Raw genomic sequence first — 17,817 nt, 5'->3', positions numbered from 1 at the left:
CGGTCCCCCTGCCCGAGGTCTCGGTGACCCCCACCCCGCCGCCGGAGCCGACGGAGGCACCCGAGGCGGAACAGACGTTCCTGCTCGCCAACGGGCGGCGGCAACCAGCGAAGATGGCGGTGCCGAAGTCGGCGGGCGGCCGTTACACGGTCGTCTCCGGCGGCGCCCGGCCCCCCGCGGGCCGCAAGGGCAAGGTGATCCGGTACCTGGTCGAGGTCGAGCGCGGCCTGCCCTTCGAGGGACGCGAGTTCGCCGACGAGGTGCACCGCATCCTCAACGACCGGCGGAGCTGGGGGTTCCGGTTCCAGCGGGTGGAGCGCGGCCCGGTGAGGATCAGGGTGTCGCTGTCCAGCCCCGCGATGACGGACCGGCGGTGCCATCCGCTGATCACCTTCGGCACGCTTTCGTGCTGGAACGACGGGCGCGCGGTCATCAACGCGGTGCGGTGGAACACGGGCGTGCGCGGTTACGGCCGCGACGTCGCCTCCTACCGGGAGTACGTCATCAACCACGAGGTCGGCCACGGCCTCGGCCACGGCCATCAGCCGTGCCCGGGACCGGGCAGACGGGCCCCCGTGATGCTCCAGCAGACCAAGTCGCTGTACGGCTGCCGCCCCAACGCCTGGCCGTCGCCGCGGCGCTGAAGGGTTCGGCCCGGGAGCGGCGGACCGCTTGGCGCGGTGCGCCCGGTGCCCGACGCCGCACCCGGCGTGGTGGCCGGCTTCGGCAGGCCCCGTGGGCCGCGCCGGGTCCGCTCCGCCTCGGGAGCATCCGGCCGGTGGCATCGGTGGCGTCCTGGGCGGCGGACGCCCGTGCCACGCGGCCTCAGGCGTTCTCCCCCAGGCTGCGCTCGTGCCAGTTCGCCAGCTCCACGAGCAGGCCGTCGGCGGCTCCGCCGAACATCTCCCCCAGAACCTGGGGGCTGTCGACGATGACGACGCTGTCGAGCAGACCGGCGCGGAGCTTGGCCGCCCGCGAGTCGCCGGCGCCGTCGGGGTCGAAGGCGGTCGCGGCGAGGAACAGGCCCCCCACACCCGTGGACGTCGCCGCGTCGCGGGCCCCGGTGCCGGTCACGCCGGAGGCGTCGTCGGGGACGGCCGGCAGGACGGGCTGGCCGTCGCGGACGAGGAGCGTCAGCGGCCGGGCCGGCGCGGTCTCCGGGAGGCTGCCCTCCGGCAGACGGGTCTCGCCGGTGACGAGGCGCGCCTGGTCGCCGGGGTAGCCCCACGGCCGGTCCCTGGCCTGGTCTTCCACTCCGGCGCGGGTGAACAGGCCGCCGTCGGCGTCCAGCACGATGTCGCCCGGCCGCCACTGCTCGCCCTCGATCGGGCTGTGCTGCGCGTCGCTCATGAACGGCACGTTACCCATCAGCTCCGACAAATGACCTCTGCCCGGAGCCTCGCCCCCGGGAGGGAGCCGGCCACGGCCTCCGTCCGGACACGGGCACGATGCGGACTTTCACAGGGGTGCGTCCCGGGGCGTTCCCTGGGCGGGCCGGTTCTGCCGCTCGACGTACTGGCGGAGCGCCGCGACGGGGGCGCCGGCGAGGCTCCCGGCGAAGTAGGAGCCCGACCAGAGGCGGCTGGCCCGGTAGTAGTGCGCGGCGAGTTCGGGGAATTCCCGTCCTCCGGGACGGCGAGGATGTCAACGTACGGCATGCGGAACCGACGAGAGGAACTTTTCCCATGACATACGACGGTGACTACGGTGTGCCCGGCTCGCTGGCGAAGGTCCTCGCCGACGTCTCCGCCGAGCGGGCGGCCCAGGACGCCATGTGGGGCATCCAGGACCTCCCCGACGGCACCGGCCAGGAGCGGGCGGCGGCCGCCGAGGATGCCAAGAACGACGTCGCCGAGGCGGCACGGGAGGGCCGGCTCACCTGGCGGCACATCCTGCGGGAGGAGGTGCTCGAGGCCTTCGCCGAGGACGACCCCGACGCCCTGCGGACCGAGCTGGTCCAGGTGGCGGCCGTCGCCGCCAAGTGGGCCCAGGCGCTCGACCGGCGCGGGGACTCCCTCCCCCACCAGGTGAAGAAGGCGCGCTTCCGCGCCATCGTCGACGTCCACATCGTCTTCGTCCGCGACGGCGCCGTGCTCCTGACCCGCCGGGCCGGCACCGGATACGCCGACGGCCTGTGGCACCTGCCCAGCGGCCACCTGGAGGAGGGCGAGTCGGTGGTCGCCGCCGCGGCCCGCGAGGCCCGCGAGGAGGTGGGCGCCGTCATCGAGCCGGACGACCTCACCTTCGTCCACGCCATGCACCGGGCCCCCGAGCGGGTCGGGCTCTTCTTCGCCGCCGAGCGCTGGAGCGGCGAGCCGTACAACGCCGAACCCGACAAGTGCAGCGAGATCGCCTGGCATCCGCTGGAGGCGCTGCCCGACGACACCGTCGGCTACCCGGCGGCGGCCCTGCGCGCCATCGCGGCCGGCCGGACCTTCGCTCTGCACAAGTGGGACTGATCACCGGAGCGCGCCGCCCCCGCGTCCCGGTACGGGCGACCCACCTGGAGTTCTCACATATCACCACCCCCTATGGTTAGGCAGGGCACCAATCCCGAGACCGAGGGGACATCCGATGTTGCACGAGAGACTGTCGTCGATCTATGACAACGTTCTGCGCCGCAACCCCGGGGAGATCGAGTTCCATCAGGCCGTCCGCGAGGTGCTCGAAAGCATCGGGCCGGTTCTCGGCAAGCATCCGGAATACGCCGAATCCAAGATCATTGAGCGGATCTGCGAGCCCGAGCGGCAGATCATCTTCCGGGTGCCCTGGGAGGACGACCAGGGCGAGGTGCACATCAACCGGGGCTTCCGGGTCGAGTTCAACAGCGCCCTCGGCCCCTACAAGGGCGGCCTGCGCTTTCACCCCTCGGTCTATCTCGGCATCGTCAAGTTCCTCGGCTTCGAGCAGATCTTCAAGAACGGCCTGACCGGCCTGCCGATCGGCGGAGGCAAGGGCGGCTCGGACTTCGATCCGAAGGGGCGCTCCGACCGGGAGGTCATGCGCTTCTGCCAGAGCTTCATGACCGAGCTCTACCGGCACATCGGCGAGTACACCGACGTTCCGGCCGGTGACATCGGCGTCGGGCAGCGCGAGGTCGGCTACCTGTTCGGCCAGTACAAGCGCATCACCAACCGCTACGAATCCGGAGTGATCACCGGCAAGGGCCTCAGCTACGGCGGCGCGCAGGTGCGGACCGAGGCCACCGGGTACGGCTGCGCGTTCTTCGTCGACGAGATGCTGAAGGCGCGCGGCACGTCGTTCGACGGCAGGCGGGTCGTGGTGTCCGGGTCGGGCAACGTCGCCGTCTACGCCATCGAGAAGGTGCAGCAGCTCGGCGGCGTGGTGGTCGCCTGCTCCGACTCCTCGGGCTACGTCCTCGACGAGAAGGGCATCGACCTCGACCTGCTCAAGCAGGTCAAGCAGGTCGAACGCCACCGGCTGAGCGTCTACGCCGAGCGCCGCGGCGAGGGCGCCGCCTTCGTCTCCGGCCAGAGCCTGTGGGAGGTGCCGTGCGAGGTGGCGCTGCCTTCGGCCACCCAGAACGAGATCACCGGCCGCGACGCCGAATTCCTCGTCCGCAACGGCTGCGTCGCCGTCGGCGAGGGCGCCAACATGCCCACCACGCCCGAGGGCATCCGGGTGTTCCAGGAGGCCGGCGTGTCCTTCGGACCGGGCAAGGCGGCCAACGCGGGCGGCGTGGCCACCAGCGCGCTGGAGATGCAGCAGAACGCCAGCCGCGATTCGTGGACCTTCGAATTCTCCGAGCAGCGCCTGCAGACCATCATGCGTGACATCCACGGCCGCTGCCTGCAGAGCGCCGACGAGTACGGCCTGCCGGGCAACTACGTGGCCGGCGCCAACATCGACGGGTTCAAGCGGGTCGCCGACGCGATGCTCTCCCTCGGCCTGATCTGAGGACACCCTGGGCGGAGGCGCCCTCGGGGCCCCTCCGTGCAGCCTTCCGTGCCGCCGTACGGTTGTCACCGGCCGGGAGGCCACCGGTCCCGCCGGGCGCCGGCCCCGGGACGCGGGCCGGCGCTGGACGGACCGCGCGAGACGTGCCGGGCGGTCTGATACCGGGGGTCGGATACTGGATGGTCGGATACCGGGTGGTCGGCCTGCGCAGCGGGACCTGATCGGGGGCGGGAGATCGGGGACGCGCGGCTGACGGCGGTGAGGGAGACCGCGTGCGGACCGTCCCGGCCGGGCGGCGGGGGAATCACCCGTGGGAGACGTCCACGTCAGACGGTGAGAAGGAGCGGGTGCGAAGGCGTCCGCGTCAGGCGGTGAGGGAGGCCGCGTGCGAGGACGTCGGTGTCAGGGCGTGAGGTTGACGTAGTAGCGGGAGTAGCCGTTCATGTCGACCAGGCGCGTGCCGACGGCCCTGGCGGCGGTGCTGCCGATGTTGAGGCAGGAGTCGAAGGCGTTCTGGTAGACGTACATCGGGCCGTAGGGACCGGTCCAGACGGCTCCGTTGGCGGCCTCGGCGTAGAAGGCGGCATAGCGGTTGCTGGTGTTGAGCACGTGCGCCTCTCCGCCCGGATCGATGGCCCACCAGCCCCGGGTGCCCCACTGGCCGTAGTCCCGGCAGCCGTCGGGGCTGTAGAACATCACCGCGACCCACACCTTGGAGGTGTAGCGGTTACGGAAGTGCAGCTCCATGGTCTACTCCTCCGATTCCGTGAACCGCTGGGTCAGCGGTCTGGCGTCGATCGGCTGGTCGGCCAGGGGCGGCAGGTGATCGTCGGCCCCCGCGGCGACAGCGATCCGGTCCGCCGTCCCCGCGCGCGCGCTCACCTCCCCCGTGTCGGCCTCGGTCGTGTCCGCGAACCCCACCCGTGGATCGGGCAGACGCTCGGTGCCGTTGTCCGGCATGTGGCTCAACTCCATTCCTTGAACGCGTTGAGTGACTGCCCCAGAACTTACAGTAACAGTCAAAATCTGTAAAGGGTGTTGTAAAGGAAATGCGACGGAGGTCGGCCGCACTGTCACGCGTCCGTATCCGGTCGCCTGCCCGGCGAAAAGCGTCGGTCCCATTACCTAAGGTGGCGTTCATGCGACGCATTCAGGAGGCGGCATGACCCTCCCGCCCGAGCTCGTCGGGAATCCGGCCATCGTCCGCCTGTCTGCGAGCCTGCTCGACCGCCGCGAGGGCGACTGCCGTGACTTCGCCGCGGCCAAGGCCCGGCCGGAGGTGCGGTCGCAGATCTTCGAACGCCGCCGCTTCGCTCCCTGGGAGGATTTCCCGCTCGGCCTGGTCATGCAGGTGCTGGACGCCGTCGAGTTCGACGGCGCCGACGTGGACGCGGCGGTCACGCGGGCCCTGGAGGACAACCGCGACCCGGTGCATCCCGGAGCCGCGCGCTGGATCCGGCATGCCTGCCACACCTATCTGGAGACGGCCGACAGCCTGGCCGCGGAGGGGGGCGGGCTCCGGCCGGAACGCCACCCCCGGATCGTCCAGCGGAGCGGCTCGCCGGCGGAGATGCGGGCCCTGACCGCGTGGGGCCGCTGGTACGGCTCGCCGGACGGCGCCGTGGTCGAGTTCCGCCGGATGCGGCTGCGGCGCCCGCTGGGCCGGGCCGACGGGCCCGCCACGCTGGCGATGGCCTACGTCGCCGCGGTCGGCGACCAGGCCGTGGGGGGCACCCAGGACCTCTACCGGACCGTTCCCGTCCCGGTCCGCGAGCCCGGCGCGAGCCCCCGGCGGGTGCGGGTGGTCGAGGTGGGGCTCACCGACGGCGCCGCGGCGGTCCTCGTGGACACCGCGCCCCAGCAGGTGCGCCACGCCTATCTCTCCTCCGTGAGACCCGTGGCTGCCGGGCTGCTGGACGGCGGCCACAGGTCACCCGGTGGCGACTGCGCCGACTGCAAGCTGCGCGCGTCATGCGGCGCGCTCCCGCGGGCACCGGGGCTGCTGGGGCTGCCCGACCGGGGGACCCACCGGCGCACCTGGTCGATCACGACGGCCCGGCAGTACCAGATCTGCCCGGCCCAGGCGCACATGCGCGACCTCCGGCTGCCCGCCGAGGAGGCCGAGAGCACGGCGGTCCGGCGCGGGCTGATCGTGCACCAGTGGCTGGAGGCCGCCCACGGCCGCCCCGGTGCGCGGCCTTGCGCACCGGAGGATCTCCCCGATCCTGAGACCGGCGACCTCACGTGGCAGGGGCCGCCGATGAGCCGGGACGAATACCGACGGGCCCGGCCATACCTGCTCCAGCACCTGCGGGTGTGCCCGCTGCTCGGCGGCGAGGTCACCCACGTCGTCCCGGAGCCCAAGGTGGCCGCCTACGATCCCGACGCCGACGTCCTGGTCATCGCCAACCCCGACCTGCTCCGCCGGGTGGACGGGCGCCTGGTCTACCGGGAGCAGAAGACCTCCGCCGCGCAGCGCGGCATCACCGCCGAGAACGCGCTGGAGATGGTCCCGCAGCTCGCCCTGGCCGTCTGCCTGATCGCGGACGGCGTGTTCGGGGACACCTCCGGGTCGGTCGAGCTGGAGCAGCTCACCCCGGTGTCGGGCGAGGTCGTCACGTTCGACGCCGCGGATCCGGTGGTGGTCGCGGCCGCGCGGGCCGTGGTGTCCGGCCGCACCCGGGCATGGCATCGGGACACCGCCTTCCGCGCCACCCCCGGTCCGTGGTGCCGCGTCTGCCCGGTGACCCGCTGGTGCCCGGACGCCTCCCGTTCCGGCGATGACACGCCGCTCGTCCTGGACGGCATGGTGATCGACCCCGCCACCGGCGAGATCCTGGAGTCCTCCGGCCGCCCGAGCAGCCACGCCGAGGCGGTGGCCGAGGCGATCGCCGCTCCCGAGATCGACGACGAGCCGCCCTTCTAGCGGCCCGCTCCCGGCCGGCGTGACCCGCGGTGAAGACGGTGCGGGCACGCTGCCGGAACGCGGCGGCGCTCTCCTCGGTCTCGTCGGTGCGGATCTCGGTGCAGGCCGGCCGGGAGTGGTCGCTGACGGCGTTGCGCGGGGAGCCGTAGCCGAGGTCGGGGCGGCCGGTGGCGTGGTCCGGATGTCCGGGGCGGGGCAGGCGGTAGCGGATCAGGTGTTCCCCACCCCCTCGGATGCCGGCGTGACTCGGCCTGTCGCACGTCAGGTCAACGGGAGGCGGCGCACCCCCGTCATGGTCGGCGTGGGCATGAATTTCACGGGGTCGTCCGGATCGGTGCGCAGCGGGTTGACGCGGTCGAGCAGGATGTCCAGGGCGACCCGTCCCTCCAGCCGGGCCAGGGGGGCGCCCAGGCAGAAGTGGATGCCACGGCCGAACGCGAGATGCGGGTTGGGGTCGCGACCGGGATCGAAGACGTCGGGGTCGGGGAACTGCCGAGGGTCTCGGTTGGCCGCTCCGAGCCAGCACATGACCATGTGATCGGCCGGTATCGTCACGCCACCGAGCTCGACGTCGCGGGTGGTGGCGCGGCCGAGCGCGGCGAACGGGGTGAAGAGGCGGAGGGACTCCTCGATGACAGCCGGGATCGAGGCGCGGTCGGCCCGCACCTTGTCCTGCTGCTCGGGGAAGGCGTCCAGGCACAGCACCGTGTTACCGAGCAGCATCGTCGTGGTGATGTGCCCGGCGAGCAGGAGGATGATCGCGAAGTTGACCACCTGGTCGTCGGGCAGGCGTTCGCCGTCCACTTCGGCCTCGACCAGCTTGGTGAGCAGGTCGGCGCGCGGCTGTCGCCTGCGCTCCGCGGCGTGGCCGGCGAGATAGGCCGACATCTCCTTCCACGGCTTCAGCGTGGCCTGCAGGTCCACGTTCTGCTGTTCGGCGGGCTTGGCCAGTGAGATCTTGGTGTCGCGCTGGAACAGCGCGTCGGCCCACTGTTTGAACAGGGCGCGATCGCCGCCGGGCACCCCCAGCAGTTCGGCGATGACGATGACCGGAAGCGGATAGGCCAGATCGGTCACGAGTTCCAACTTGCCGCGATCGTGCGCCGCGTCGAGCAGTTCGTGGGTGAGGGCGGCGATCCTCGGTTCGAGATCCGCGACCACCTTCCGGGTGAAGGCGTGGCTGACCAGCTTGCGCAGCTTGCCGTGCTCCGGCGGGTCGATCTGGGTGATGAAGCCGGCCATCGAGAATTCATCGCCGCCCGGTATCAGGTCCTTGGGGACCAGGCGCATGGTGTCGGAGGAGAACGTCGCGGGATCGCCGAGGATCTCCTGCAGTTCGGGGTAGCCGTAGACGTTCCACATGCCGGCGTCTGCGTCGTACTCGACCGGTCGGCGCGATCGCGGCCCGTGCAGCCAGAAGTGCTGTTTGGGGATGTCGTACCGCTCGGCGATGTCGGCCATCGTCTCTCCCTCGCTCGCTTGTAGGGCTGTCACTGCTTTCATGAAAGGTCGAAATGTGCTCCATGGCCACCGCGTCGAGCACTTCGGCGGAAAAAATGCCGAGCCACCGCCACCGCCGCCGCGGGCGTGTGCGACGGCGTCGCGCCGCACGCGAGCGAGCGAGGAGGAACTGCGCGGCCGGGACGCCGCGGCTCAGCGGACCCGAGCTACGAGAGCTGATCGGCGGGGTGGCGGGCGGATGTGGTCATCGCCCTGCACGGAGAGGGCTCCGGCCGTCCGGTCGACCGGGCGGCGGTCCGGGTTTTGACCGTTTTTGCGCTGCGACACCTCACCCCTGGGTAGAAAAGGGATGTTTCGGGCATACAGGCCCGCGACTCCCTCCGTATCCGCATCGCGAGGAGGAACCCATGAGCACGCGACCACACCGGATAGCGTCACCGCTCCACGTGCCGGCCGGAGCCTCCGCCGACAAGGACGGCATCGTCGTCGGCGCCGGCCCGGTCGTCGTCGACGCCTACATCGACTTCATGTGCCCGTTCTGCAAGATGTTCGAGCAGGCGTCCGGCCCGACGCTGGACAGGCTGGTGGGAGAGGGGGCGATCAGTCTCGTGTACCACCCGATGGGCTTCCTGGACGGGCTGTCGACCACCCGCTACTCCTCTCGCGCCTCCGCCTCCTCGGGCTGCGCCTCCGACGGCGGGAGATTCATGGAGTACACCTACGCGCTCTTCGCCAACCAGCCCCCCGAGGGGGGACCGGGGCTCACCGACGGCGAGCTGGCCGAGATCGGCGCCATGGCCGGGCTCACCGAGCCGGCGTTCGGCGCGTGCGTGCGCAACGGCACCTATCTCGACTGGACCGCCCACGTGACGGACACGGCCGTCGAACGGGGGGTGAGCGGCACCCCCACCGTCCTCGTCGAGGGCGTCGCCGTGCCGGCGAACCCCCAGACGATCGTCGCCGCCGTGGCGGCCGCCGCCCGCTGACCCTCCGGGCGCGCCCCCGGCCGGTCCGGCGCATCGGGGAGACCGCCCCCGGAGGTACGGCTCACGCCTCCGGCGGGGTGCGAGCCGTACGCCCCCGAGCCGTGGATCCGGGCGGCGCCGGCGACGACGCCACCGGCTCACGCCGACGGCACCGCGTTACACATTCGAACCGCGGACGGCCGGCCGATACCAACCGGTATGAAGACTATTGCACTTTTGCCGGGAAGCACTGAAACTTTCCTTCTGTGACGACGTATCGAGCGGGCCGACCGTGGCGGTCCGCCACCATCGGTCGCATTGCCGCAGTAGCCCTCAGCCTCGTTCTCACCGGTGCCGTCGCGCCCGCCCCCGCGGCGGGTGCCGTCGCGCCCGTGCCGGCCACCGCCGGCGCGGCGGGCGGGCTCGCCGCCTGCCCCACCGATCCGGCCACTCCTAAACAGCAGCTCCGTGCCATGTGGATCGCCAGCGTGGCCAACATCGACTGGCCGAGCAGGACCGGCCTGAGCGTGGCGGCGCAGCAGGCCGAGTTCCGCGCCTGGCTGGACCTCGCGGCGCAGCGGAACATGAACGCCGTCTTCGTTCAGGTGAGGCCGACGGCCGACGCGTTCTGGCCGTCGCCCCATGAGCCGTGGTCGCAGTGGCTGACGGGCACTCAGGGGGGTGACCCCGGCTACGACCCGCTGGCGTTCATGGTGAGCGAGGCGCACGCCCGCGACATCGAGTTCCACGCGTGGTTCAATCCCTACCGGGTCGCCAACCACGACGACCCCACCCGGCTGGTGGCCGGCCACCCGGCCCGCAAGAATCCCGGCTGGCGGTTCGCCCACGGCGGCAAGCTCTACTACAACCCGGGGATCCCCGCGGTCCGCGGCTTCATCGAGGACGCCGTCATGGACGCCGTCACCCGTTACGACCTCGACGGCGTGCACCTCGACGACTACTTCTACCCGTATCCGGTCAGCGGCGAGACGATTCCCGACGCATCCACCTACGCCCAGTACGGCGCCGGTTTCGGCAGCATCCACGACTGGCGGCGCGACAACGTCAACCTGCTGGTGAAGGAGCTGGGCCAGCGGATCCACGCGGCCAAGTCGTGGATCGAGTTCGGGGTCAGCCCGTTCGGCATCTGGCGCAACGCCGCCACCGACCCGCTCGGTTCGCGCACCTCCGGCATGCAGTCGTACGACGCCATCTACGCCGACACCCGGCTCTGGGTAAAGCAGGGCTGGGTCGACTACGTCGCGCCGCAGATCTACTGGCACATCGGGTATACCACCGCCGACTACAAGGTGCTCACCGCCTGGTGGGCCTCGGTGGTCAAGGACACCGGCGTGCGGCTTCTCATCGGGCAGGCCGCCTACCGGGCCGGAGCCGCCGGCCAGGAAGCGGCCTGGCAACGGCCCGGGGAACTGACCGACCACCTCCAGTACAACCGGCAGCACCCGGAGGTCGCCGGCGACGTCTTCTTCAGCGCCAAGGACATCCGGGCCGACCGGATCGGCGCCGTCTCCCGGCTGGTGAGCGACCACTACTCCAGACCCGCCCTGATACCCGCCCGCGGCAGCGCGGCCGCGCCGGCCGCCCCCTCGATCACCTCGGCGACCCGCCTCCCCGGCGGGATCTCCCTGTCATGGCGGCCCGCCGGATCGAGCAGCCCCGTCTCGTACGCGATCTACCGGGTCGACTCCTCCCCGGCGGCGGACCCGTGTTTCTTCGCCGACGCCCGCAACCTGCTCAAGACGACCCGCGGGACGTCCTTCACCGACACCACCGCCACCGCGGGCGCCTACACCTACTACGTGACGGCCATGGACCGGCTGCACCACGAAAGCGCGCCGAGCGCGGGCCGGGTGGTCGCGGCGACCGGCCCGTTCAGCGTCGTCGTCGACAACCGCGACGCCGGATTCACCGCGGGCTCCGGCTGGGGCACCTCGACCTTCTCCTCGCAGCTCCACGGCACCGACTACCGGTTCGCCGATCCCGTCGCGGCGAGCGACCCGGCGTGGTTCAAGGCGCAGATCCCCGCCGCCGGCAGCTACCGGATCGAGATCTGGCATCCGGCGAACTCCGGCTACAACAGCGCGACGCCGTTCATCGTGGCGGCCGGCGGCGGCAACCAGGTGATCAACGTCGACCAGCGCGTCAACGGCGGCCAATGGCGCAGCCTCGGCACGTTCACCCTCTCAGCCGGCGCCTACAACGTCGTCGGGGTGAGCCGCTGGGTCTCCACCGCCGGTTACGTCATCGCCGACGCCGTCCGCATCACCAGGGTCTGACGCCGTGACGCGCCGCCCGCCACCTTCCGCCACCGCCCGCGTCGGCCACCGCCGGGGTCCGCCGGAGTGCCCGCCTACTTCGGCCTCGGGCGGTTGCTCCACTTCGGCTTGCGGAACAGGTCACGGCGCTCCAGGAGGTAGGTGAGCTTCGAGGCCGTGATCCGGACCGTCTCCTCGTGCCGGTGGCGCTTCTCCGGGACGACGCCGCTCCAGCGTTCGAGCAGGCGTGCCATCTCGTCGGCGACCTCGCCGATCACCCGGTAGCGGGTGCTGAAGGCGTAGAGGTCGCCGTGCACCTCGTTGACCAGGTCCTCGTCGACCCGCCGGGTCAGCGGCTTGATCTTCTTGAGGATGTCGGCGTCCATGGCCGGGGTCACCGGAGCGCGGCGCGCGTCTCCCTCGGGCACCATGATCAGCGCCCGGATCCGCGTGACGGCCAGGGCCCGCTCGGGCTGCGGGGTCGAGGGGTGCTCCGCGAGGTCCAGCAGGCGGCGGAGGGTCTCCTGTGTCCTGTCGTCGAACATGGAAACCCATCCCGCCCCTCGCTCATGCCTACAAGTGCGGTCACATGCTATTCGACCAGGCGGCACCCGGTCCGCGGCCCTACGGATCGATGAGCGCGCACCGCGTGCCGGTGTAGATGGTCGGCATGCACTTGTTGCAGTGGACGCACCGGGACGCGGTGGCCCGGTCCCGTCTGATCCGGGTCGGCAGATCGGGCTCCATGAGCAGCGCCCTGCCCATGGCCGCGAACTGGAAGCCCTCCCGCATGGCCAGGTCCATGGTCCGGCGGTCGGTGATGCCGCCGAGCAGGACCAGCGGCATGCGCAGGGCGGCCCGGAACCGGCGGGCGTCGTCGAGGAGGTAGGCGTCCCGGTAGGGGTAGGACCGCAGGAGACGGCGGCCCAGCAGCCGCACACCCAGCCGCTGCGGCTGCGGGAAGACCCCGGCGAACTCCTTGAGCGGGACGTCTCCCTTGAACAGGTACATCGGGTTGAGCAGCGAGCTGCCCTCGGTCAGCTCGATGGCGTCGAGGCCGCCGTCCTCCTCCAGCCAGGCCGCGACCTGGAGGCTCTCCTCGACCACCAGGCCTCCGCGCACCCCGTCGTCCATGTTGAGCTTGGCCAGGATCGCGATCCGGTCGCCGACGGCCTCGCGTACGGCGCGGGCCACCTCGCGGGCCATCCGGGCGCGGTTGGCCAGGCTCCCGCCGTACTCGTCGGTCCGGCGGTTGAGCCGGGGGCTGAGGAAGGCGCTGGTCAGGTAGTTGTGCCCCATGTGGATCTCGACGGCGTCGAAGCCGGACTCCGCCGCGATGAGCGCCGCGTCGGCGTGCGCCCGCACGATGCGCTCGATGTCCGATCTCGTCGCCGCCCGGGTCATGGTCATGCTCATCGGGTTGAGCCGGCGGGTGGGTGCCAGTGCGGGGAGCCGGTTGGAGGCCGGGTTGGCCACCGGACCGGCGTGGCCGATCTGCGCGGAGACGGCCGCCCCCTCGGCGTGCACGGCGTCGGCGAGTCGGCGCAGACCGGGGACGGCCTCCGCCCGCATCCAGATCTGCCGCCGCTCGGTGCGCCCCTCGGGGGCGACCGCGCAGTAGGCGACGGTGGTCATGCCCACGCCGCCGGCGGCCGTCCGCCGGTGGAACTCGACCAGGTCGTCGGAGGCCAGCGCCTTCGGGGTCCTGCCCTCGAAGGTGGCGGACTTGATCAGGCGGTTGCGCAGGGTGATCGGCCCGAGCTTCGCGGGAGCGAAGACGTCGGCCACGGTTTCGGCCATGACCCACTATCTACCAAACAAGCGCTTGCATGACAGTGTTACGCCGTCTCGATCCGGGAGACTTCCGCCGGCCGGCCGGCGGGCGGGGTGGGCGCCCGCCGCATAGAATGAAGCTGCGGCACATATTGTGCGCAACACACCATCTGTGTCATGCATCTAAAGTCGGAAGGGTGGCCGTCACATGCCGAACGAGGCCCGCGAGCGGCTGATCCAGCAGGTGGTCGCCGAGAGCCGGAGGCACTACGCCGCCTACACGCTGTTCAACCAGGCCCTCGCCGACCATCTGGGGCTCCATCCCACCGATCTGCAGTGCCTCAGCCTGCTCTCCCTTGAGGCGGAGCCGCTGACCACGGGAGAGATCGCCAAACTGACCGGCCTGACGTCGGGATCGGCCACCCGGCTGGTGGACCGGCTGGACAGGGCCGGCCTGGTGGTCCGTCGCGGCGACCCCGCCGACCGCAGGAAGACRCTGGTCTCACTGGCTCCCAAACCGGTGTCGGAGGTGGACGACGCCTGGGACACCCCCGGCGAGGCCTTCGTCTCGGCCCTGGACGACTTCACCGACGAGCAGCTCTCCGTCATCGGCGACTACCTCCGCCGGGTCTCCGCGGTCGGCACCGAACAGGCCGCCCGGCTGGCATCCGCTCCCGGCCCCGGCACCGGGGACTCCTTGTAGAGCTCCCCGCCCACCCCCGCCGCGCAGCAGCACTCAAGATCTCACGGGCCGGCCTCACCCCGGATGGCACGGAGCCGCTCTGGCCGGGCCCGGGTGCGCGCTCTCCAACCCGGTTGATTTTTTCTCCTGAGTTCCGGCCAGGATGTAGAGAACGCGGAGGCGTGCTTCTACCTATGGGTGAGCGCCAAGGAAGGCGCGGCAACCGAAGGAGCCGGAACATGAAGTACATGCTGCTGATGCAGTTCGGCCGGCAGGCCGATTTCCCGCCGATCAGCACATGGCCTCCCGAGGACGTCATGGCCCACATCGAGTTCATGCACAGCACGAACGAGAAGCTCACCGCCGCCGGAGAGCTCGTGGAGGCGCAGGGACTGGCGATGCCCGACCAGGCCAGGATCGTGCGGGCCGGTGACGGCGGCACCCCCGTCGTCACGGACGGCCCCTATCCTGAGACGAAGGAGTTTCTGATCGGCTACTGGATCGTCGACTGCGACAGCCAGGAGCGGGCGATCGAGCTCGCCGCGTCCGTCTCGGCCGCCCCCGGGCCGGGCGGTAAGCCGTTGAACATGCCGATCGAGGTGCGCCAGGTGATGTCGGGCCCGCCGGAGGAGCTGTGAGAGCTGGATGATCCGGCCGTCGACGACCTGCTGCGCGAACTCGCGCCGCAGGTCGTCGGTGTGCTCACCCGGCGCACCGGCGACTTCGCCACCGCTGAGGACGCGGTCCAGGAGGCGCTGCTGGACGCCGCGGCCCAGTGGCCGGAGGAGGGGGTGCCGGGCAATCCGCGCGGCTGGCTCATCCAGGTCGCGTTCCGTCGGATGACCGAGCAGGTGCGCAACGAGCAGGCCCGCCGCCGCCGGGAAGAACTGGTGGCCGCGCAGGCGCCCCCGGAACGGCGGACCGCGCCCCCCGCGGACGACGCGCCCGAGGCCGACCGGGACGACACGCTGATCATGCTGTTCCTGTGCTGTCATCCCGCGCTGACCCCGGCCTCCGCCATCGCCCTCACCCTGCGGTCGGTGGGCGGCCTGACCACGGCCGAGATCGCCAAGGCGTTCCTGGTGCCCGAGGCGACCATGGCGCAGCGGATCAGCCGGGCCAAGCAGCGCATCAAGGCATCGGGGGTGCCGTTCCGGATGCCGGCCTCCCGGGAACGGGAGCGGCGGCTCGGCTCGGTGCTGCACGTCCTCTACCTCATCTTCAACGAGGGCTACGCCAGCAGCGCCGGCCCCGACCTGCAACGCGTGGAGCTGTCCCGCGAGGCGATCCGGCTGGCCAGGACGGTCCACGCCCTGCTCCCGGACGACTGCGAGGTGGCCGGGCTTCTCGCGCTGATGCTGCTCACCGACGCCCGGCGCGCCGCGCGGACCGGTCCGCACGGCACCCCGATCCCGCTGGCCGAGCAGGACCGGAGCCGGTGGGACGGCGACGCCGTCGCCGAGGGGGTCGCGCTCATCACCGCCACCCTGGCCAAGGGCGCGGCCGGCCCCTACCAGCTCCAGGCGGCGATCGCGGCGCTGCACGACGAGGCGGCGAGTGCCGAGGAGACCGACTGGCCGCAGATCCTCGCGCTGTACGGCCTGCTGGAACGCATGTCCGACAACCCCATGATCTCGCTCAACCGCGCCGTCGCCGCCGCCATGGTGCACGGCGCCGCGACCGGCCTCGACATGCTCAGGGCACTCGGCGCCGACGGACGTCTGGCGGGGCACCATCGCTTCCACACCGCGCGGGCCCATCTGCTGGAGATGAGCGGCGACCCGCAGGCGGCCGTCGACGACTATCGCGTGGCGGCCGGCCGTACGATGAGCGTCCCGGAGCGGGAGTACCTCACCGCCCGCGCCGCCCGGCTCGCCGCCACGACGTCCGGATCGGTCCGCCAGGACCTCTGAGCCTCCGATGTCCGCGGATCCCGCCGGGGCACCCTCGTGATTCACCGAACAGGTTCCCGGGGATCCCCGGTGCCGCCTGACGGCCCGCCGCGAGACCCGGTGGGCGATGATAGACGATCACGGATCCCGGCTACCCGTCATCGTCAAATCCGGCATTAAACAGCCCTTCAAGGTGGCTTTTTAAGCTAAAACCCGACTTTTCGTCTTTCCGCTGAATACAGTCCAGCGTTATCGGCGGTGACCACCCTTCGGGGAAGGGCGGAGAAGAGTGGACGGGGTGCTGACGGGCGTGGATCCGATCGGTGAGAATCTGCTCAGAGTCATGGAGCCGGAGCTCGGATACCGGGAGCAGGCCGGACAGCGCACCACGTTCGGCGAGTGGTACTCCACCAACGTCGTCAAGGACCCCCAGTACAGAACGGCCCCGTGGTGCGACATGGTCATCGCCTGGGCCGCCGGGAAGGCGGGCGTCGAGGACTCCGTCGGCCAGTTCGCCTGGACGCCCTCCCACGCCCGCTGGTTCGAGACGCGGGACGCCTGGTCCGGCGAGCCGGAGCCGGGGGCCCTGGTCTTCTTCGACTGGTCCGGCGGCAAGGACATCAAGGGCATCGACCACGTCGGCGTCGTCGAGAGGGTCGAGGGTGGAACGCTCCACACCATCGAGGGCAACGTCGACGGGGTCTGGCTGAAGCGCAAGACACGCGACGAGAGCAAGGTCGTCGGCTACGGTCTGCCGCGCAAGGTCAAGGAGGGCCTGACGGGCGGGGACGCGCCCGTCCCGGTGACGGCCGGCCGGGTCGAAGCCGGCGCGGCGGCGGCCGGGCGGACCGAAGCCGGCGCGGCGGCCGCCGGATCCGTGACCGGCCGTCCGGAGACACCCCCGATCCCCATGGAGGCCACGCCGGTGGCGGGAGCACTCCTCCTCGTCCTCGGCGCGGCACTCGTCCTGTCCAGACGTCGCCCGCGCATCCCGGCGGCAGGAGGGGCGCTCGCCCCGGCGCCCCTGCCGCCCTCCCTCCCGGCGGACAGCCGCTCCCGCGTCCAGGCGGGCGGCCGGCATCGCAGGCGGGGACCGGGCCCGGAGACGGTTCCCGGGCCGAGCACGCGGACATCCCCTGGACCAGGCGTGGCGGTGGCCCTCCGGCCGGGCGTGGAGACACCCCCTGGACCGGCCGTGAAGACGCCCCTCCGGCCAAGCATGGAGACATCCCCAGAACCGGGCGTGAAGACACCCCTCCCGTCAAGCATGGAGACATCCCCAGGACCCGCCGTGGAGACCCCCCTCCGGCCAAGCATGGAGACATCCCCAGGACCCGCCGTGAAAACACCCCTCCGGCCAAGCGTGGAGACGGCCCTCGGATCGGGCCTCGACCTGTCGGGCTCCCCGGCCGGGGTGAACGGGCCGCGGCAGGCCGTCCGGCACATGTACCGGCGGGCGGGCGGCGGGGCCGGTCCGGCGCGGCCGGCGGGCACCAGGGCCGGGCGCCGGCCGTACTCGTCCTGACCGGGTGAGCGGTCAGGCGGTCCGGCGGGGCGCGGCACCCCCGGCTTGATTAATTAGGTTAGCCAAAGCTAAGTTGCTCGCGATGACGTTTCCGAGCCGAAAGCAGCGCGATGACAGCCGTCAGTGAGCAGACCGTAGAGTGCGCCGAGGAGATCCCCGCCTACCGCGCCTTCCCCGTCCAGGTCCTGCGGACGCTGCGGCTCAGTCCGAGTTTCGTCCGGGTCACCTTCGGCGGCGAGGAGCTGTCCGGTTTCGCCGACAACGGTTTCGACCAGCGGATCAAGCTGGCCCTCCCGCTGCCCGGCGGCGGCTTCGCCTCCATCAGCGACGGGGCCGGCTGGTACCAGCGGTGGAGGTCGCTGCCGGTGGAGCTGCGCAACCCGATCCGCACCTACACCG

The 17,817-nt window shown here is 71.5% G+C and carries 17 protein-coding genes and 1 pseudogene; 11 read left to right on the top strand and 7 right to left on the bottom strand.

All coding sequences use genetic code 11. The features are described 5' to 3' along the window. Positions 1 to 644 (top strand): DUF3152 domain-containing protein (locus CA984_RS31745; RefSeq protein ID WP_242676283.1); only part of this gene is annotated, 644 nt, incomplete at its 5' end. A 181-nt stretch (positions 645 to 825) separates the two neighbouring features. Here CA984_RS31745 and CA984_RS31740 read toward each other — a convergent pair. Both CA984_RS31740 and CA984_RS48310 read right to left on the bottom strand, forming a co-directional pair. Further along, positions 826 to 1,350: a hypothetical protein gene (locus CA984_RS31740; protein ID WP_133061832.1), complete on the bottom strand. Its 525-nt coding sequence runs from the start codon at positions 1,348 to 1,350 to the stop codon at positions 826 to 828. A 108-nt stretch (positions 1,351 to 1,458) separates the two neighbouring features. Beyond that, positions 1,459 to 1,611: pseudogene (locus CA984_RS48310) on the bottom strand (IS200/IS605 family transposase); the annotation flags it as partial. Between the two features lie 74 nt (positions 1,612 to 1,685). Between CA984_RS48310 and CA984_RS46550 the strand changes: the two are divergent. Both CA984_RS46550 and gdhA read left to right on the top strand, forming a co-directional pair. Beyond that, complete coding sequence (locus tag CA984_RS46550) at positions 1,686 to 2,459, top strand: NUDIX hydrolase (RefSeq protein ID WP_242676282.1); 774 nt, start codon at positions 1,686 to 1,688, stop codon at positions 2,457 to 2,459. 115 nt (positions 2,460 to 2,574) lie between these two features. Next, the gene (gene gdhA, locus CA984_RS31725) at positions 2,575 to 3,918 is read left to right on the top strand and encodes an NADP-specific glutamate dehydrogenase (protein ID WP_086577156.1); all 1,344 of its coding nucleotides are present in this window, start codon (positions 2,575 to 2,577) and stop codon (positions 3,916 to 3,918) included. A gap of 402 nt (positions 3,919 to 4,320) precedes the next feature. On the opposite strand, the gene CA984_RS31720 is transcribed toward gdhA, so the two are convergent. Together CA984_RS31720 and CA984_RS31715 are read right to left on the bottom strand one after the other, a co-directional pair. Beyond that, positions 4,321 to 4,665, bottom strand: coding sequence for a DUF1036 domain-containing protein (locus tag CA984_RS31720; RefSeq protein WP_086577155.1), 345 nt, complete (start codon positions 4,663 to 4,665; stop codon positions 4,321 to 4,323). Between the two features lie 3 nt (positions 4,666 to 4,668). Beyond that, on the bottom strand, positions 4,669 to 4,887 hold the full coding sequence (locus CA984_RS31715) for a hypothetical protein (protein ID WP_133061831.1): 219 nt from the start codon (positions 4,885 to 4,887) through the stop codon (positions 4,669 to 4,671). Between the two features lie 193 nt (positions 4,888 to 5,080). Here CA984_RS31715 and CA984_RS31710 point away from each other — a divergent pair, with 193 nt between their 5' ends. After that, on the top strand, positions 5,081 to 6,844 hold the full coding sequence (locus CA984_RS31710; RefSeq protein WP_086577153.1) for a PD-(D/E)XK nuclease family protein: 1,764 nt from the start codon (positions 5,081 to 5,083) through the stop codon (positions 6,842 to 6,844). 261 nt (positions 6,845 to 7,105) lie between these two features. On the opposite strand, the gene CA984_RS31705 is transcribed toward CA984_RS31710, so the two are convergent. After that, on the bottom strand, positions 7,106 to 8,338 hold the full coding sequence (locus CA984_RS31705) for a cytochrome P450 (protein ID WP_242676281.1): 1,233 nt from the start codon (positions 8,336 to 8,338) through the stop codon (positions 7,106 to 7,108). Positions 8,339 to 8,712: 374 nt separating this feature from the next. Between CA984_RS31705 and CA984_RS31700 the strand changes: the two genes are divergently transcribed. Both CA984_RS31700 and CA984_RS31695 read left to right on the top strand, forming a co-directional pair. Continuing rightward, a complete protein-coding gene (locus CA984_RS31700; RefSeq protein ID WP_086577151.1) occupies positions 8,713 to 9,291 on the top strand; it encodes a DsbA family protein in 579 nt (192 codons plus the stop codon). Positions 9,292 to 9,536: 245 nt separating this feature from the next. Continuing rightward, positions 9,537 to 11,567, top strand: a complete 2,031-nt coding sequence (locus tag CA984_RS31695) for a family 10 glycosylhydrolase (RefSeq protein ID WP_086577150.1) — start codon at positions 9,537 to 9,539, stop codon at positions 11,565 to 11,567. Between the two features lie 74 nt (positions 11,568 to 11,641). Here CA984_RS31695 and CA984_RS31690 read toward each other — a convergent pair whose 3' ends face one another. Together CA984_RS31690 and CA984_RS31685 are read right to left on the bottom strand one after the other, a co-directional pair. Next, entirely contained in the window at positions 11,642 to 12,091 is a 450-nt protein-coding gene (locus CA984_RS31690) for a hypothetical protein (protein ID WP_031168941.1), read from the bottom strand. Between the two features lie 79 nt (positions 12,092 to 12,170). Next, positions 12,171 to 13,346, bottom strand: a complete 1,176-nt coding sequence (locus CA984_RS31685; RefSeq protein WP_086577149.1) for an NADH:flavin oxidoreductase — start codon at positions 13,344 to 13,346, stop codon at positions 12,171 to 12,173. A 181-nt stretch (positions 13,347 to 13,527) separates the two neighbouring features. On the opposite strand from CA984_RS31685, the gene CA984_RS31680 reads away from it, so the two are divergent. From CA984_RS31680 to CA984_RS31660, 5 genes are all read left to right on the top strand, one after another. After that, positions 13,528 to 14,022, top strand: a complete 495-nt coding sequence (locus CA984_RS31680; protein ID WP_086577148.1) for a MarR family winged helix-turn-helix transcriptional regulator — start codon at positions 13,528 to 13,530, stop codon at positions 14,020 to 14,022. A 218-nt stretch (positions 14,023 to 14,240) separates the two neighbouring features. Then, on the top strand, positions 14,241 to 14,639 hold the full coding sequence (locus CA984_RS31675; protein WP_086577147.1) for a YciI family protein: 399 nt from the start codon (positions 14,241 to 14,243) through the stop codon (positions 14,637 to 14,639). 3 nt (positions 14,640 to 14,642) lie between these two features. Beyond that, positions 14,643 to 15,914, top strand: a complete 1,272-nt coding sequence (locus tag CA984_RS31670) for an RNA polymerase sigma factor (RefSeq protein WP_086577146.1) — start codon at positions 14,643 to 14,645, stop codon at positions 15,912 to 15,914. A gap of 322 nt (positions 15,915 to 16,236) precedes the next feature. Continuing rightward, positions 16,237 to 17,418 (top strand): CHAP domain-containing protein, encoded by a 1,182-nt coding sequence (locus tag CA984_RS31665; protein WP_242676279.1) that lies wholly within the window; start codon positions 16,237 to 16,239, stop codon positions 17,416 to 17,418. Positions 17,419 to 17,528: 110 nt separating this feature from the next. Then, the coding region (locus CA984_RS31660; protein ID WP_207621117.1) for a siderophore-interacting protein at positions 17,529 to 17,817 on the top strand (289 nt) is incomplete at its 3' end.

The organism is Streptosporangium minutum, assembly GCF_002149035.1.
Taxonomy (GTDB): Bacteria; Actinomycetota; Actinomycetes; order Streptosporangiales; family Streptosporangiaceae; genus Streptosporangium; species Streptosporangium minutum.
The sequence above is the reverse complement of the archived record's forward strand: the minus strand, read 5'-3'. Positions and strand labels throughout refer to the sequence as shown.

What these genes read in the sequence shown, in the direction of transcription:
- CA984_RS31675 (WP_086577147.1), top strand. Translation starts at nt 14,241, where the DNA reads ATGAAGTACATGCTGCTGATGCAGTTCGGCCGGCAGGCCGATTTCCCG.
- gdhA (WP_086577156.1), top strand. Translation starts at nt 2,575, where the DNA reads ATGTTGCACGAGAGACTGTCGTCGATCTATGACAACGTTCTGCGCCGC.
- CA984_RS31685 (WP_086577149.1), bottom strand. Translation starts at nt 13,346, where the DNA reads ATGGCCGAAACCGTGGCCGACGTCTTCGCTCCCGCGAAGCTCGGGCCG.
- CA984_RS31740 (WP_133061832.1), bottom strand. Translation starts at nt 1,350, where the DNA reads ATGAGCGACGCGCAGCACAGCCCGATCGAGGGCGAGCAGTGGCGGCCG.
- CA984_RS31665 (WP_242676279.1), top strand. Translation starts at nt 16,237, where the DNA reads ATGGAGCCGGAGCTCGGATACCGGGAGCAGGCCGGACAGCGCACCACG.
- CA984_RS46550 (WP_242676282.1), top strand. Translation starts at nt 1,686, where the DNA reads ATGACATACGACGGTGACTACGGTGTGCCCGGCTCGCTGGCGAAGGTC.
- CA984_RS31690 (WP_031168941.1), bottom strand. Translation starts at nt 12,091, where the DNA reads ATGTTCGACGACAGGACACAGGAGACCCTCCGCCGCCTGCTGGACCTC.
- CA984_RS31710 (WP_086577153.1), top strand. Translation starts at nt 5,081, where the DNA reads ATGACCCTCCCGCCCGAGCTCGTCGGGAATCCGGCCATCGTCCGCCTG.
- CA984_RS31720 (WP_086577155.1), bottom strand. Translation starts at nt 4,665, where the DNA reads ATGGAGCTGCACTTCCGTAACCGCTACACCTCCAAGGTGTGGGTCGCG.
- CA984_RS31700 (WP_086577151.1), top strand. Translation starts at nt 8,713, where the DNA reads ATGAGCACGCGACCACACCGGATAGCGTCACCGCTCCACGTGCCGGCC.